Below are 12,795 nucleotides of genomic sequence, written 5' to 3' on the forward strand. Positions count from 1 at the left end.
GTATGCGCAAACTGGGAAACCTTCAATGGATAGGTTAGGAAGGAGGCTGCTTCATGAAGCGGCTTTTGGTTATATTTACGGGGGGGACGATCGGAAGCAAAGCGGAAGGACGTTCCATTAACGTCCACGACTCCGGGTCGTACGCGCTGCTCGAGGCGTACGAGGGGATGGAGGAGGCTCGTCCGGATGTGGAGCTGACGACTCTGCAGCCTCTGAATCTGCTAAGCGAGAATCTGACCGCCGACGACTGGCGGACGCTTGCGGCGGCCATCCGCAAGACCGATCCGGGATCGTACGACGGCGTCATCGTGACGCACGGCTCGGATACGCTTGCCTATACGGCTCCGATGTTAAGCTACCTCTTCTCGGACATAGCGGTCCCGCTCATCCTGACGGCAAGCAATTATCCGATCGCGGACGCGCGGGCGAACGGACTGCGCAATTTGGCCGCTTCCATCGATTTCGTCGCCGACGCGGCGCTGCCCGGCGTATTCGCCGTCTACGAGAACGACCGCGGAGAGATGCTGGTTTATTTGGCCACGCGAATTATCCAATGCGAATCGTTCACGGATCAGTTCCGCAGTCCGTACGAGCTGCCGTTCGGGCGAATGGAAGACCGCAGGTTCGTCTGGCAGGATGACGCAAGAAATCCTCGGCCGGAGTCGCTCGGTTCGGCTCGTGCGGCGTTGCGGTGGGAGCCGGAATCGCTGAAGCTGGACGATACCGTTTTATACATACGCCCGTATCCGGGTCTGAACTACTCGCTGTACCGTTGGGAGGATCAAGAGCGGCGCCCGAGCGCCATTCTGCACGACCTGCATCATTCCGGCACCGCCTGCGCGCTGGCAAGCGGGCCTTATTCGCTTCCGGCGTTTATCTCGCGCTGCAAGGAACAGGGCATCGACGTTTATTTAAGTCCGCTGAAGGACGCTTCGGATGCGTTGTACGCGTCCTCGCACGAGTTGATCGAAGCGGGCGCGGTATTCCTCGAAGGCATATGCATGGAGGCGGCGCTTACGAAGCTGATCGCGGCTTATGGCATCGCGGACGATGCAGGGCAAGCGCGGGCGTGGATGGCGCAGGAGACGATTTTTTACGAGAAAGTGCCAGCGGGCGGGGAAGGTGGGATGTCATGAGAATACTTGAAGCAATGTTTTGGACGGAGGAGCCCGGAAAGCTGCTGGATTTTTATTGCGACAGGATGCGGTTCCCCGTGGTGTCCGCAAGCGAGGATGAACTGGCCGTACAGGCCGGCGCGACGCGGCTGCGTTTCGTCAAACGTGAGCGGGACTCGAGGGGCGTGGAGGATAACGCCGCTGCGATCCCGTACTACCATTTTGCGTTCAATATTCCCGAGAACAAGCTGGACGAAGCAAAAAGATGGATCGAAACGGTCACGGAGCTGGGGAGGGAGGATGGCAAGGACATTTCCCGCAGCGAGGCTTGGGATTCGGATTCGGTCTACTTCATGGATCCGGCCGGGAATATCCTTGAGCTGATCGCGCGGCATACGATGGACAATGCCATCGATCGGCCGTTCGATCCGGAGCGGGACATCGAAGGAATGAGCGAGATCGGCATGCCGACGAAGGATGTCGTCGATGCGGTTGACCAGCTGGAGGCGATTGGCATCCGCAGTTATCAGGGACGCAGCGACAGCTTTAATCCGGTTGGCGACGAAGTCGGCATGTTCATCGTCGTGCAGCCGGGGCGCAGATGGCATTTCACCAACCTGACGGCCGAATGTTATCCTTTCGAGGCGACGGTCGAAGGCATAGGCAAGCTTGGTCTGTCGGAAGGCGAACGGGGACTTCGTATCGAGCGAGAGTAGCGGGCGCAGGCTCGAAGGCTCGAAGCGGGCATGTTTCCAATATCGGATGCGCGCAAGCTAGACATAGGTATGGCATGGGGCTTCAATGCAAGAAGACATACAATCCATTCAATGATTGGGAGGCTGAGAGGTATGAGCAACAAAATCGTGCAAGTCGGCGAACAAGTGCCGAATTTCAAGCTGCTCGCATCGAACGGGCAAGAGGTATCGCTGGCGGATTACCGAGGCAAGAAGCTGGTCATTTACTTCTATCCGAAGGACATGACGCCGGGCTGTACGGCCGAATCCTGCGACTTCCGCGATTTCAACGAGGAGTTCGCCAGCCATAACGCCGAGGTGATCGGCATTAGCCCGGATGATCTGGTTTCCCACGAGCAATTCGTGACGGAATACAAGCTGCCGTTCCTGCTGCTGTCCGATACGGAACACGGCGTGGCCGAGTTGTTCGGCGTCTGGAAGGAGCTTAGCTGGGGCGGCAAAACGTACATCGGCGTCGAACGTTCGACGTTCCTGATCGACGAGTCCGGCAAGCTCGCCCGCGAATGGCGCGGCATCAGCGTGGAGGGCCACGCTCAAGAGGTGCTTGAAGCGGTGAAGGGTAACTAGACTTTTAGGAGTCAAAGCCCAGGCCGGGCAACGACCAATCGATAGAAAAAGGGCTTCCACCAGGTCGATCATGACCTTGGGGGAAGCCCTTCGCATTGGCATAAAAAAGGGTTGTTGGTTGAACGGACCGGCCGACGTTATTCCTTCTTCCAATCCGGAAGCGACTGCACGTAGCTGTCGGATAACTTCAGCAGCTCCAACGCGCGTTCGTACTCGTCTTCCGTGGATCGCTGCTCGTTGTTTCCGTCGCCCGCGAGCGGGTAATGTTTGCCGTCTCCGAAGCCGCTGCCGGACATAAACAGCTCTTCGCTGCTTAAGAACGAGCCCGTCGGCAAATAATAACGTTGAGGCAAGATGTTGTACGTTTGGTTGAACAGATCCTGGCCAAAGTGCATTTGACCCTCCAGCGGCAATCCAAGCAAGTTGGCTGTCGTCGGCAGCACGTCGACTTGCCCGCCGAGCTGTTCGTAAGTGGCCGGAGCCGGATCGCCAGGGTTCACGACAATGAGCGGAATGTTGATCATGTCGGTGTACGTGTATTCGCGCCCGTAGATCTCCGCCATTAAATCCATCTCGTGATTGTCCAGGGAATAGATCGGCAGGCCGAGATGGTCGCCGTACAGCACGATCAGGCTATTGTCCCAAATGCCGCGCGCCTTCAGATCGGCGATGAATTCGCCAAGCGCGTGATCGGCATAGTTTTGCGATTCGATATAATCGCCGACAAGCGTACCGTCGTAACGGTCGGGCAGGTCGATCAGGCGTTTGTCCTGCGGAATCGTGTACGGATGATGCGCCGTCATGGAGATGACCTGCGAATAAAACGGCTTGTCGCTCGCGTCCATGCGGGCTAATTCTTCAATCGTTTTCTTATAAAGCACCTCGTCGGATGCGCCGAAGAATACGGTATCTTCGCCGCCGAAGAAGTCTGCGTCGTAGTAACGGTCGAAGCCTACGGCCTTGTACAGCTCGCCGCGGTTCCAAAATTCCACGACGTTCGTATGGAACGTAGCCGTGTCGTAGCCGGCCGACTTCACGAGCTTCGGCAAGCTCGGGAGCTCCTTGCCCGCGTACATTTGCGTTGCCGCGCCTCTCGGCGGGATGTACAGCGACGTGTTCACGACGAACTCTGCGTCGGACGTGTTGCCTTGGCCGACCTGTTGATAGAAATGTTTGAAATAGCTGTTTTCTTTCACCAACTTGTTCAAGTTAGGCGTAATCTCTTGTCCCTCGATCGACAGATTCACCAGGAAATTCTGCATGGACTCCATCTGGAGCACGATCAGGTTTTTGCCTTTGGCGGAGCCGAACAGCTTCGCTTGCGCCGGGCTCTGAACGTTCTTTACGGACTGAATCTTCTCTTGCGTAATTTCATCGGAATCGACATATTCGATATCTTTGTTAGCTAGAATGCGGTAAGCTTCGTAATTCAAAATGCCCATTTGCTCGGCTTTGACAATCTCGTTCATGCTGGCGCTGTTCGGCAAGACGTTGAACAGGCAGAGCGCGACCGACACGGACAAGACGGCGAGCACGACTCTTCTATTTTCCCTGTAGGAGAAAAACTTTTCTTTCACTTCCGTTGCTTTCTTGCGAAAGAACAGCAGCACGATCATGATCACGACGTCGATGTAGATCAGCAGGTACTGCGGATCCATGAGCGAGAACACGCTGTTCTTGACGGCGGTCACTTGGTTAACCTGCTGCAGCGCCGAATAGTCTACGATTACACCGTAATACTTGTAATACATAATGACAGCAAATAGAATAGAAGTCATGGCTAGATTCGCGATCAAATAATAAAGAAATTTGCGCTTGCTGGCGAACCATTCGATCAAGCAGAACACGATGAGCACGAACGGGATTTCCTTCAGCAGGGTTGTCCACGAAGGACCGCCTTCGAAGACGACCGTCCATGCCAGGTAACTCTTTAACAGCAAAAGGAACGAGAAAAACAGTATCGGACGAGTACTGAACAATCGTTTGGAATTTAAGATTGACACGTTTATTGACCCTACCTTTCACAGCACAAACAGGCTTATCTCTATCTCTTGGAGCAAGCCGCTTTGCTTTCATTAGCGTTCAGAGAGTATTAGTATATTTATTGTAAAGTCACTATCATTATGCTCCTTTTGACAGCCAAAAGTCAAAAGGCAAAACAGCCCTTAAACTGCAGGAGGAACGAAAATGAGGAAGAAAAAGGCATTTTTGGTTGTCGTAACGGCTGGCGTGCTCTTATTTGGAGGTTACTTTGCGGCGAAGCAAGCCGGCCTCATCCATACATCACCTCAGTTGGAAGAGCCTCCAAAGCTGGCCGAAGGCTTGGAAGAGGGTTCGGGAAATAGCGGCGGCGAGCTGGAGGGAGATGCTCCCGGAGCTGGAAATTCCGGCGAGATTAGCGTGCCGGACGAGCCAGGCGGGGAGGAAGGCGGCAACGGCGCGGGAAACGGCGGCGGAGCGGACAAGCCTGAGAAAGATCCGACTGAAAAACCAAGCAAGGGAGACAAGCCGGGAGAAGGCGAAGGCATCTCCAGGGGCGAGAACGGCGCCATCGCCGTCATCGCGCAGCCGGCAAGCGTCACGGCGCTCGTGAATCCGTACAATAAGCTGCCGGAGGATTACGAGCCCGATGATCTCGATTATCCGAATGTAAAGTTTATATTCTCCGACAAGGTCGAGAAGCGGATGCTGAGGGAAGAGGCTGCGAGAGCGCTCGAGAAGTTGTTCAGCGGAGCGGAGGCGGACGGCATCTATCTCGCCGGCGTGTCGGCGTACCGCTCGCATGCGACGCAGACGAAGCTGTTCGACCGGTACGTGAAGCGTGACGGCTACGAGAAAGCCAGAACGTACAGCGCCCTTCCGGGAACCAGCGAACATGAGACGGGACTGGCGATCGACGTGACGAGCAGCGACGGTTCTTGCGCGGCCGCGGATTGTTTCGGCGATACGGAGGAAGCGGCTTGGCTTGCGGCGAATGCGGTGAAATTCGGTTTCATCGTTCGGTATCCGGAGGGCAAGGACAAGATTACGGGTTATCAGTACGAGCCGTGGCATTTGCGGTATGTAGGAGATGACCTGGCGGAAGAGCTGGCTTCGGGCGGATTGACGTTGGAGGAGTATTATAATGCGGTACCGGTAGCAAAATAAATGTAAAACGTAATATATCTCATGAGCAGGGGCGCATGCCGATCGGAATTCCTCGGGACATTAGCGAATCGGCGTTGCGCCGCCTGCCTGGATAAGATGTTGCGCTTATATCTTTGGTTCGAAGGTCTTGCAATCGGTTTCCTCGGAATTGCTTGCCTGCTTGCTGCGGTTGTTCACCACGTAGATGGAGGAAGCAGAGCAATGGTTGCCTGCGGCCCAGTATTTGCAGGAGTTGACTTCACACAATACATCTTTTGCCATTGGAAATTCACCTCCCGTGCCAGCTATTTTAGCGTTACGCGGAGAGGACGACTCTGCCGCGATTGTACGCCTACCACTAGGATGGACAAGCCTCGGCCCCTTTTATACTTGGAACGTTACGGCGAAGGGTAGAGAAATTGCCATTGGCATAGGCGAAAGGCGCGGGTGTCCGCATGAACGTTCTGCAAAACTTATCGTTCCTGGTCATTATTTTGAATATTTTCCTCGCCGTCACGGTCATCTTCCTGGAGCGGCGCAACGCTAGCTCGACATGGGCTTGGCTGATGGTGCTGTTCTTCATTCCGGTTTTGGGTTTCGCGCTTTATTTGATACTTGGCCAAAAAATGCGCAAGCGGCAGCTGAACAGGCTGCTCGGCGACAATCGGCGGATTATCGAGGATACGCTGGAGAAGCAGCGGATACTGCTCGCGCAGCGGGAACTTCTGCCCGATTCCAGCGAGATGGCGGGCTACCAGGACATGATGTTCATGAATTTAACGACGAGCTACGCGCTGTATACGAATAATAACGTCGTAGACATCTTCACGAACGGCAATCGGAAGTTCGATGCACTGATCGCGGATATCGAGAAAGCCGAGCATCATATCCATCTCGTTTATTACATCGTCAGGGACGACGAGCTTGGACGGCGATTGATGGACGCCCTGGTCAGGAAGGCGGCCGAAGGACTGGAGGTCCGGTTTCTCTACGACCATATCGGCAGCTCCGCTCTGCCGAGACGGTATTTCCGCGAGCTCCGGGCGGCCGGTGGCATGGAAGCGGCATTTTTCCCGTCCCGCATTCCTTATCTCAATATGAAAATCAATTACCGCAACCATCGCAAGCTGGCGATTTTCGACGGTAGGACCGGTTATATCGGCGGTTTTAATATCGGGAACGAGTACTTGGGGCTGAACGAGCATTTCGGCGCGTGGCGCGACACGCATTTGAAGGTGCAGGGCGGGGCGGTGTTGCAGATGCAGGCTCAGTTCCTGATGGACTGGAACTTGGCGGCTTCGATGAAGATACCGCTCGACGTCGGGTATTTCCCTTACCCGCGCAGCGGCAACGGCATTATCGGCATGCAGCTGGTCGCAAGCGGACCGGATACCGAATATCAGGAGATCAAGAACGCGTATATCAAAATGATCCATTCCGCCAAAGAAACGATCTGCTTGCAGACGCCGTATTTCGTGCCGGACGAGAGCCTCATGACGTCGCTTCGCATCGCGGCGTTATCGGGCGTAAGCGTCAGCATCATGCTTCCAAGCAAGCCGGATCATTTCTTCGTCTATTGGGCGACCCATTCCTATCTCGGGGAGCTGCTGGCGAGCGGGGTGAAGGTTTACTTGTACGAGCAAGGCTTCCTGCACGCGAAGACGCTCGTCGTGGACCGCAAGGTCGCGTCAGTAGGGACGGCCAATCTCGATATCCGGAGCTTCAAGCTGAATTTCGAGATGAACGCGTTTATTTACGACACGGACACGGCGGCGGAGCTTGCGGACATCTTCTGGGACGATGCGGAGAGCTCGCGCGAGCTGACGATGGAGGATTACAGGAACAGGCCGCTTTGGGACCGGTTCAAGGAATCGGTTTCCAGACTGCTCAGTCCCATCTTGTAACGTTACGAGGCCGCACGGCAACATAAAAGGGATTCCGCTTATCCTAAGGTAACCGGAATCCCTTTACTTTCTGATTAGACAACTATGCAATTTATTCTAACGCTCCAATCCATGGCTTCCTGAATTTCTCCTTGAATTCTAAGATTTATAAGTGTTGCACCTTATAATGAGCTTAGAATTCCCGGAATGAAACGCGCCTCGCTGCCAATGGACTGCGACTGCCGTTTCACCTTGAACGCCATCCTTTCGGTAAGTATTTCGTTTCCTTCGACGTTCATCGTATCGCTGACGTCACGTCCTCGTCTCGGCTTCGTTACGATCGCTGGGACCCGCATGCCCGGAACCTGTTAGCTCCTCTCCTATGAAGTGGGGCATGCATCGCTAACTTGCTTCAATGGACTATCCCCTCTCGTTTAGATTACCTCCATCATAACCTATTATTTCAATTTTGTAAATATTCAGATTATTTTAATTTTGATAGATGAATCGGCGGAAAGCGGTTCGTATTGCCATTGATTATTCACATAATTATATTTATACTTAGTCTAAAATCATTATTAAAGGCGGCATGATCACACCATGGCGAAAATAAACTTAACGATACAGCGGAAGGCCGTCTACGAGGTCGTCCAGGAGTCATTCGATCATCCCACGGCGGCGGATGTCATCGAGAGGCTGCGGGGCAAAGGCTTTAACTTTGCCTACGGCACCGTCTATAACTCGCTCCGTTACTTGGCCGACGCGGGGCTGATTCGCGAATTGAAGCTAGGGGAGGCCGTTAGCCGCTACGACGCTAGAACGGAGGAGCACCAGCATATCGTCTGCGCGAAATGCGGGCGTGTCGACGAGGTGCTGACGGAGTTGCCCGGCAGCTGGATTGCGTCCGTGGCGAAGGAAACGAACTATCGGATCGAGCACGCTCACGTCGTGCTGGAAGGAGTGTGCGAAACATGCGCGAAGATCAACTCATAACGGATTTCACAGAGGGCGTATTATGCTCGCTGACGAAGCGGGTCATGCTCGTGAGCCCGTTGCCGGATCGGGTCAGAAGCCTGCTCGTGACGTTGTCGGGCGATTGCTTCGACGTATTCTCGCTGCACGAGTTCACGGGCAGCCTGCTTCCCGCGCTGCAGCCGGAGCTGCTTGTCTATGATGCCCTGCCAATCGCCAACCCCGGATCCGGGCATACGCTCCAAGGCGGCGCGGAGCTGCTGCAGGCGGCGAACGCCCACGGCGTGCCGGTGCTCGTGCTGCTCGACCGCGAAGCTTACGCGGGGCGCGGCGATGCCGAGCTCGCGGGAGCGGAGCTGCTCGTATGGCCGTCGGACCCGGAGGAAGCGCTGGCGCGCATTAATCAGATGCTGGAGAACCGTCCGTCGCCTTCGCCCGTCGCCGCGGCCGCATCCCCGGTCAGCGAAGATACGCGATCCTTTAAGGATATCCGGATCGATTTCCGCAGGATGACGGTTGCCCGAGGAGGCCAGCGGATCGACCTGACGAAGACGGAATACGACTTGCTGCTGCATTTCGTGACGTCAGACGGCTCCGTGCTCACGCGCGAGAGCTTGCTCGAAGCGGTGTGGGGCTTGCAGTTCTACGGAGGCAGCAACGTGGTCGACGTTCACATCAAGAGCCTGCGCAAAAAGCTGAAGGACAGCGCAGTAACGCCGAGGTACATCGTGACCGTCCGCGGAGCCGGCTACCGACTGGCGGACGATCTGACGCGATAACGGATATAGTTCGGAGGAGACGGATCGATTTGCTTGCGGGGCGGCGGAACGGTAAACTGGAGGAAAGCTGAATCATCTCCTTCGAGAGGCGGTACAAAGATATGAACTACCGGGCATTAGGCTCTTCCGATATGAAAGTAAGCGAGATCAGCTTCGGCACATGGGCGATCGGCGGCTCATGGGGAAGCAAGGACGATGCGGAGTCGCTGCGCGCGCTCGAGACGGCGATCGAAGCCGGCGTGAACTTCTTCGACACGGCCGACGTATACGGCGAAGGCCATAGCGAGCAGCTGCTGGCGCAAGCGACCAAAGGTAAGGAAGACGACATTCTGATCGCGACCAAGTTCTGCAGGGCAGGCGATATCCGCGAACAGGCGACCTATTCGGAGGCATCCGTCAGGGCGTACTGCGAAGGCAGCCTTCGCCGGCTGGGACGCGAGCGCATCGACCTGTACCAGATTCATTGCCCGCCGCTGTCGATCCTGCAGGACGGCAGCGTCTTCGGCGTGCTGGATAAGCTGAAGGAAGAGGGCAAAATCCGCGAATACGGTGTCAGTGTGGAATCCGTCGAAGAAGGGCTGTTCTGCTTGGGGCAGCCGAACGTTCGCTCGTTGCAGGTGATCTTCAACCTGTTCCGCCAGAAGCCCGCCGAGCGGCTGCTCGGAGAAGCAAAGGAGAAAGGCGTGGGCATCCTCGTGCGGCTGCCGCTTGCCAGCGGCCTGCTTACGGGCAAGTTCGCTGCGGCTTCAGCTGCGACTTTCGAGGCCGACGACCATCGCCGCTTCAACGAGAACGGAGAGATGTTCAACGTCGGCGAGACGTTCGCGGGGCTCGGATTCGCGAAGGGAGTCGAGCTGGCCGAACAGCTGCGCTGGATCGAGGTTGACCGCAACAACATGACGCGCGCCTCGCTTCGTTGGCTGCTGGATCATGAAGCGATCACCTGCGTCATTCCCGGCTTTAAGAATGTCGCGCAGGTGCAGGATAACCTGGCGGCGCTGCATGTCCCGCCGTTTTCGGACGACGAGATGGATCGGATCCGGACCTTTTATAAGGAGCATGTGCATGCGCATATCCGAGGTTCGTATTAAGGAGGTTCGCTAGCGTGTGGTCGAATCCGCTCCTGCAAGCCGGCTCTCTCGTATTCTCCGCGCTGGCAGGCATTAGCCTGATCGTGCTTCGCCTGCGGGCCGGGAAGAAGCCGACGACGCTGAAGAAAATCATCATGCCTCCGCTTGGCATGGCAACGGGGTTCGCGATGTTCGCGTTCCCCGTGACGCATATTCCGTGGATGTGGGGACTGTCCGCCTTCGGAACGGGGCTGCTGCTGTTCGCGTTTCCGCTTATCGTGACGACCCGGCTGGAGCGAGTAGAGGAGCATATTTTCGTTCGCCGCTCCAAAGCTTTTATCGCTATCATGGTCACGTTGTTCCTGCTTCGGCTGCTGCTACATAACGTTGTCGAGCAATACATGTCGATCCCGCAGACGGGAGCGATCTTCTATCTTCTCGCATTCGGCATGATCGTCCCGTGGCGGTTCGCGATGCTGGGCGATTTCCTGCGGCTAAGAAACGTAGAGAGACACCATGTTTGACAGGGGGAGGTCAGGCATGGTATTCTTTTTTTCATAATAAATTTTATACAATTAAATTTCATTAAATTCAAAGAGGAGAGGTACAAATGAGCATTTACGATATCGAGCTGGAGACGATTAACGGGAAACAAGCCAGTCTGGGAGAATATGAGGGGAAAGTGCTGATCGTCGTGAATACGGCAAGCAAATGCGGCTTTACGCCGCAATATTCGGAGCTGCAGAAGCTGTACGAGCAGTATCATGAGCAAGGGCTTGAAATTTTGGGCTTCCCTAGCAATCAATTCGGCGAGCAGGAGCCGGGTGCAAACTCCGACGTACAATCCTTCTGCCAGTTGAACTACGGCGTCACGTTCCCGCTGTTCGCGAAGACGGATGTCCGCGGCGACGATGCCCATCCTTTGTTCCGGCACTTGACCGAAGAGCTGCCGTTCGGTGGTTTCAATACGGAAACGTCGAGCGGCAAGATGCTGAATGCCTTCCTGGAGGAGAAATACCCGGATAGCCTCGAGGGACCGTCGGTGAAGTGGAACTTCACGAAGTTCCTCGTCGACCGCGAAGGCCGCGTCGTACGGCGGTTCGAATCGACGGAGGAGCCGAGTGACATGACGGATGCAATCGAAGCGTTGCTCTAAGCCTTTGATTAGACATACGACCCGTTAGCGAAAATTCGCTGACGGTTTTTTTAGAATCGAAGGGCTCCGTGAGCTAAACGGTTAGCCAACTCAAAAATCCCTAGGTCGGCATTAACGCCAAACCGAGGGATTTCGCTTTGAAACGGGACAAATTTATTTATTGAGCTATCGGACATTCGGCATTTAGAAGGAATTAGTCCCGCAAATGGATATGATGAGCCGTGGAGAGGATAACAGCTGGAAAAAGTCCCTTTAAGTTGGGAGAAAACGTCCGAATGGGTACGTTCGTAAGGAATTAGAGGGCATTTTTCCAGGTAATCATCCGTACTTCGATAATTCCGACTAATTTGTGGGGGAATTTCCCTCTAATTGTTGGAGGCTCGAATCAGGCAGGCGACTCGCTTGACAATCCTTGTTGCAGTTTCGTGTAGAAGCATGTTTCCGAATAATCAGCAATCGAACGCGTGCGTGAACATGCCGCGCGAACTTGGCATTCGCTTGAGCTCACTATGCCTTGCGCCAAGATTACGCAAGCTGGCCGTTACTTCGCCAGCAGGCAGTCGTATTGCGCCGCAACCGTCCATACTTTCATGAGCGTCTTCACTAGGTAATAGCTTTGGTGAACGATGAGCGCGATCAGGCCTGCCCATACGAGCGACATGCTGCTTACAGCGAGAGCGATCGCCGCGCCGATGCCCCACATGACCAGGGACAAACCCGCGTACGGGAGAAAACCCCGCATGGATCGCCATAAGGAGGAGAAAATGCCTTCCCCTGAGACGGCTCCGACCTGCATGGCAAGGAACAAGAGATGCAGAAGCGCCCCCCAGACAACCCAAACGAGTATGCCGGGCAGCAGCGTGAGCGCCAGCTCCTCGTAGGAGCCGCTGCGGATGAGCGCGGTCAGGCCGCGGGGCACGAGCCAAATGCCTGGCGCCGCCGTCAGAACGGCTTGCACCGCATAGAGCAGCAGGATGGGCCGCCATGTCCGCTTGATGCCTTCCAGGAACCGCGACTTGCCTCCTGAGCGCGTCTGTTCATGGAACGAGTAGAAGAAGCCGGCGTTGAACAGCGGAGTGAGAAGCATCCGGGCCGCGAACAGACCGCCGAGCATCCATAGGTATGGCGCGACGAGATCCGTTTTGAACAGCTGAATTTGCGCTTCCGTCACGAAGTGCCGCATCGCCTGCTCCGACGAGCCCGAATCGGGAAAGCGGCGCAGCACGGGGGTGACGGTCTGATCGATGATGCGGTACAAGAAGAAGCCCCAACCGAATTGATAGACGAATAAGAGCAGCACCAGGTGAAAATGTTTGAACGTCAGCCGCCAGCCTTGCGAAATATGAGTCTTCATCGCTTATCGCTCCTTGCG

General features: G+C 55.5%; 13 protein-coding genes. 10 read left to right on the forward strand and 3 right to left on the reverse strand.

Annotation, left to right across the window (positions count from 1 at the left end; genetic code table 11):
- The first annotated feature begins 53 nt into the window (after positions 1–53).
- The 3 genes from RB620_RS11920 (at position 54) to bcp (ending at position 2,437) form a co-directional block, all read left to right on the forward strand.
- Positions 54–1,136, forward strand: a complete 1,083-nt coding sequence (locus RB620_RS11920) for an asparaginase (protein WP_308094579.1) — start codon at positions 54–56, stop codon at positions 1,134–1,136.
- The gene (locus RB620_RS11925; protein ID WP_308094581.1) at positions 1,133–1,831 is read left to right on the forward strand and encodes a VOC family protein; all 699 of its coding nucleotides are present in this window, start codon (positions 1,133–1,135) and stop codon (positions 1,829–1,831) included. The genes RB620_RS11920 and RB620_RS11925 overlap by 4 nt, the downstream gene beginning before the upstream one ends.
- A gap of 132 nt (positions 1,832–1,963) precedes the next feature.
- A complete protein-coding gene (gene bcp / locus RB620_RS11930) occupies positions 1,964–2,437 on the forward strand; it encodes a thioredoxin-dependent thiol peroxidase (RefSeq protein ID WP_308094583.1) in 474 nt (157 codons plus the stop codon).
- Positions 2,438–2,574: 137 nt separating this feature from the next.
- Here bcp and RB620_RS11935 read toward each other — a convergent pair whose 3' ends face one another.
- Positions 2,575–4,440: an LTA synthase family protein gene (locus tag RB620_RS11935; RefSeq protein WP_308094585.1), complete on the reverse strand. Its 1,866-nt coding sequence runs from the start codon at positions 4,438–4,440 to the stop codon at positions 2,575–2,577.
- Positions 4,441–4,624: 184 nt separating this feature from the next.
- Here RB620_RS11935 and RB620_RS11940 point away from each other — a divergent pair, with 184 nt between their 5' ends.
- Positions 4,625–5,584, forward strand: a complete 960-nt coding sequence (locus tag RB620_RS11940; RefSeq protein ID WP_308094586.1) for a M15 family metallopeptidase — start codon at positions 4,625–4,627, stop codon at positions 5,582–5,584.
- Positions 5,585–5,689: 105 nt separating this feature from the next.
- Here the strand turns inward: RB620_RS11940 and RB620_RS11945 are convergent, their stop codons facing one another.
- Positions 5,690–5,845: a DUF1540 domain-containing protein gene (locus RB620_RS11945; RefSeq protein WP_308094588.1), complete on the reverse strand. Its 156-nt coding sequence runs from the start codon at positions 5,843–5,845 to the stop codon at positions 5,690–5,692.
- A gap of 173 nt (positions 5,846–6,018) precedes the next feature.
- Here RB620_RS11945 and cls point away from each other — a divergent pair, with 173 nt between their 5' ends.
- The 6 genes from cls (at position 6,019) to RB620_RS11975 (ending at position 11,423) form a co-directional block, all read left to right on the forward strand.
- Positions 6,019–7,467, forward strand: coding sequence for a cardiolipin synthase (gene cls, locus RB620_RS11950; protein WP_308094589.1), 1,449 nt, complete (start codon positions 6,019–6,021; stop codon positions 7,465–7,467).
- Positions 7,468–8,046: 579 nt separating this feature from the next.
- A complete protein-coding gene (locus RB620_RS11955; protein ID WP_308094591.1) occupies positions 8,047–8,439 on the forward strand; it encodes a Fur family transcriptional regulator in 393 nt (130 codons plus the stop codon).
- Positions 8,418–9,197: a winged helix-turn-helix transcriptional regulator gene (locus RB620_RS11960; RefSeq protein ID WP_308094592.1), complete on the forward strand. Its 780-nt coding sequence runs from the start codon at positions 8,418–8,420 to the stop codon at positions 9,195–9,197. The genes RB620_RS11955 and RB620_RS11960 overlap by 22 nt, the downstream gene beginning before the upstream one ends.
- Before the next feature lie 101 nt (positions 9,198–9,298).
- A complete protein-coding gene (locus tag RB620_RS11965) occupies positions 9,299–10,288 on the forward strand; it encodes an aldo/keto reductase (protein WP_308094594.1) in 990 nt (329 codons plus the stop codon).
- A 14-nt stretch (positions 10,289–10,302) separates the two neighbouring features.
- Complete coding sequence (locus RB620_RS11970; RefSeq protein ID WP_308094595.1) at positions 10,303–10,791, forward strand: CcdC family protein; 489 nt, start codon at positions 10,303–10,305, stop codon at positions 10,789–10,791.
- Between the two features lie 86 nt (positions 10,792–10,877).
- Positions 10,878–11,423 carry a glutathione peroxidase gene (locus RB620_RS11975; protein ID WP_308094597.1) on the forward strand — a complete coding sequence of 182 codons (546 nt, stop codon included), beginning with the start codon at positions 10,878–10,880 and terminating at the stop codon, positions 11,421–11,423.
- Positions 11,424–11,964: 541 nt separating this feature from the next.
- On the opposite strand, the gene RB620_RS11980 is transcribed toward RB620_RS11975, so the two are convergent.
- On the reverse strand, positions 11,965–12,777 hold the full coding sequence (locus RB620_RS11980; protein WP_308094599.1) for a hypothetical protein: 813 nt from the start codon (positions 12,775–12,777) through the stop codon (positions 11,965–11,967).
- Positions 12,778–12,795: the final 18 nt, after the last annotated feature.

Source organism: Paenibacillus sp. LHD-117 (assembly GCF_030929555.1).
In the GTDB taxonomy this organism is placed as follows: Bacteria; Bacillota; Bacilli; order Paenibacillales; family Paenibacillaceae; genus Pristimantibacillus.

Coding starts and splice junctions, on each gene's coding strand:
- RB620_RS11940 (WP_308094586.1), top strand. CDS start 4,625: ATGAGGAAGAAAAAGGCATTTTTGGTTGTCGTAACGGCTGGCGTGCTC.
- RB620_RS11920 (WP_308094579.1), top strand. CDS start 54: ATGAAGCGGCTTTTGGTTATATTTACGGGGGGGACGATCGGAAGCAAA.
- bcp (WP_308094583.1), top strand. CDS start 1,964: ATGAGCAACAAAATCGTGCAAGTCGGCGAACAAGTGCCGAATTTCAAG.
- RB620_RS11925 (WP_308094581.1), top strand. CDS start 1,133: ATGAGAATACTTGAAGCAATGTTTTGGACGGAGGAGCCCGGAAAGCTG.
- RB620_RS11955 (WP_308094591.1), top strand. CDS start 8,047: ATGGCGAAAATAAACTTAACGATACAGCGGAAGGCCGTCTACGAGGTC.
- cls (WP_308094589.1), top strand. CDS start 6,019: ATGAACGTTCTGCAAAACTTATCGTTCCTGGTCATTATTTTGAATATT.
- RB620_RS11960 (WP_308094592.1), top strand. CDS start 8,418: ATGCGCGAAGATCAACTCATAACGGATTTCACAGAGGGCGTATTATGC.
- RB620_RS11945 (WP_308094588.1), bottom strand. CDS start 5,845: ATGGCAAAAGATGTATTGTGTGAAGTCAACTCCTGCAAATACTGGGCC.
- RB620_RS11980 (WP_308094599.1), bottom strand. CDS start 12,777: ATGAAGACTCATATTTCGCAAGGCTGGCGGCTGACGTTCAAACATTTT.
- RB620_RS11975 (WP_308094597.1), top strand. CDS start 10,878: ATGAGCATTTACGATATCGAGCTGGAGACGATTAACGGGAAACAAGCC.
- RB620_RS11965 (WP_308094594.1), top strand. CDS start 9,299: ATGAACTACCGGGCATTAGGCTCTTCCGATATGAAAGTAAGCGAGATC.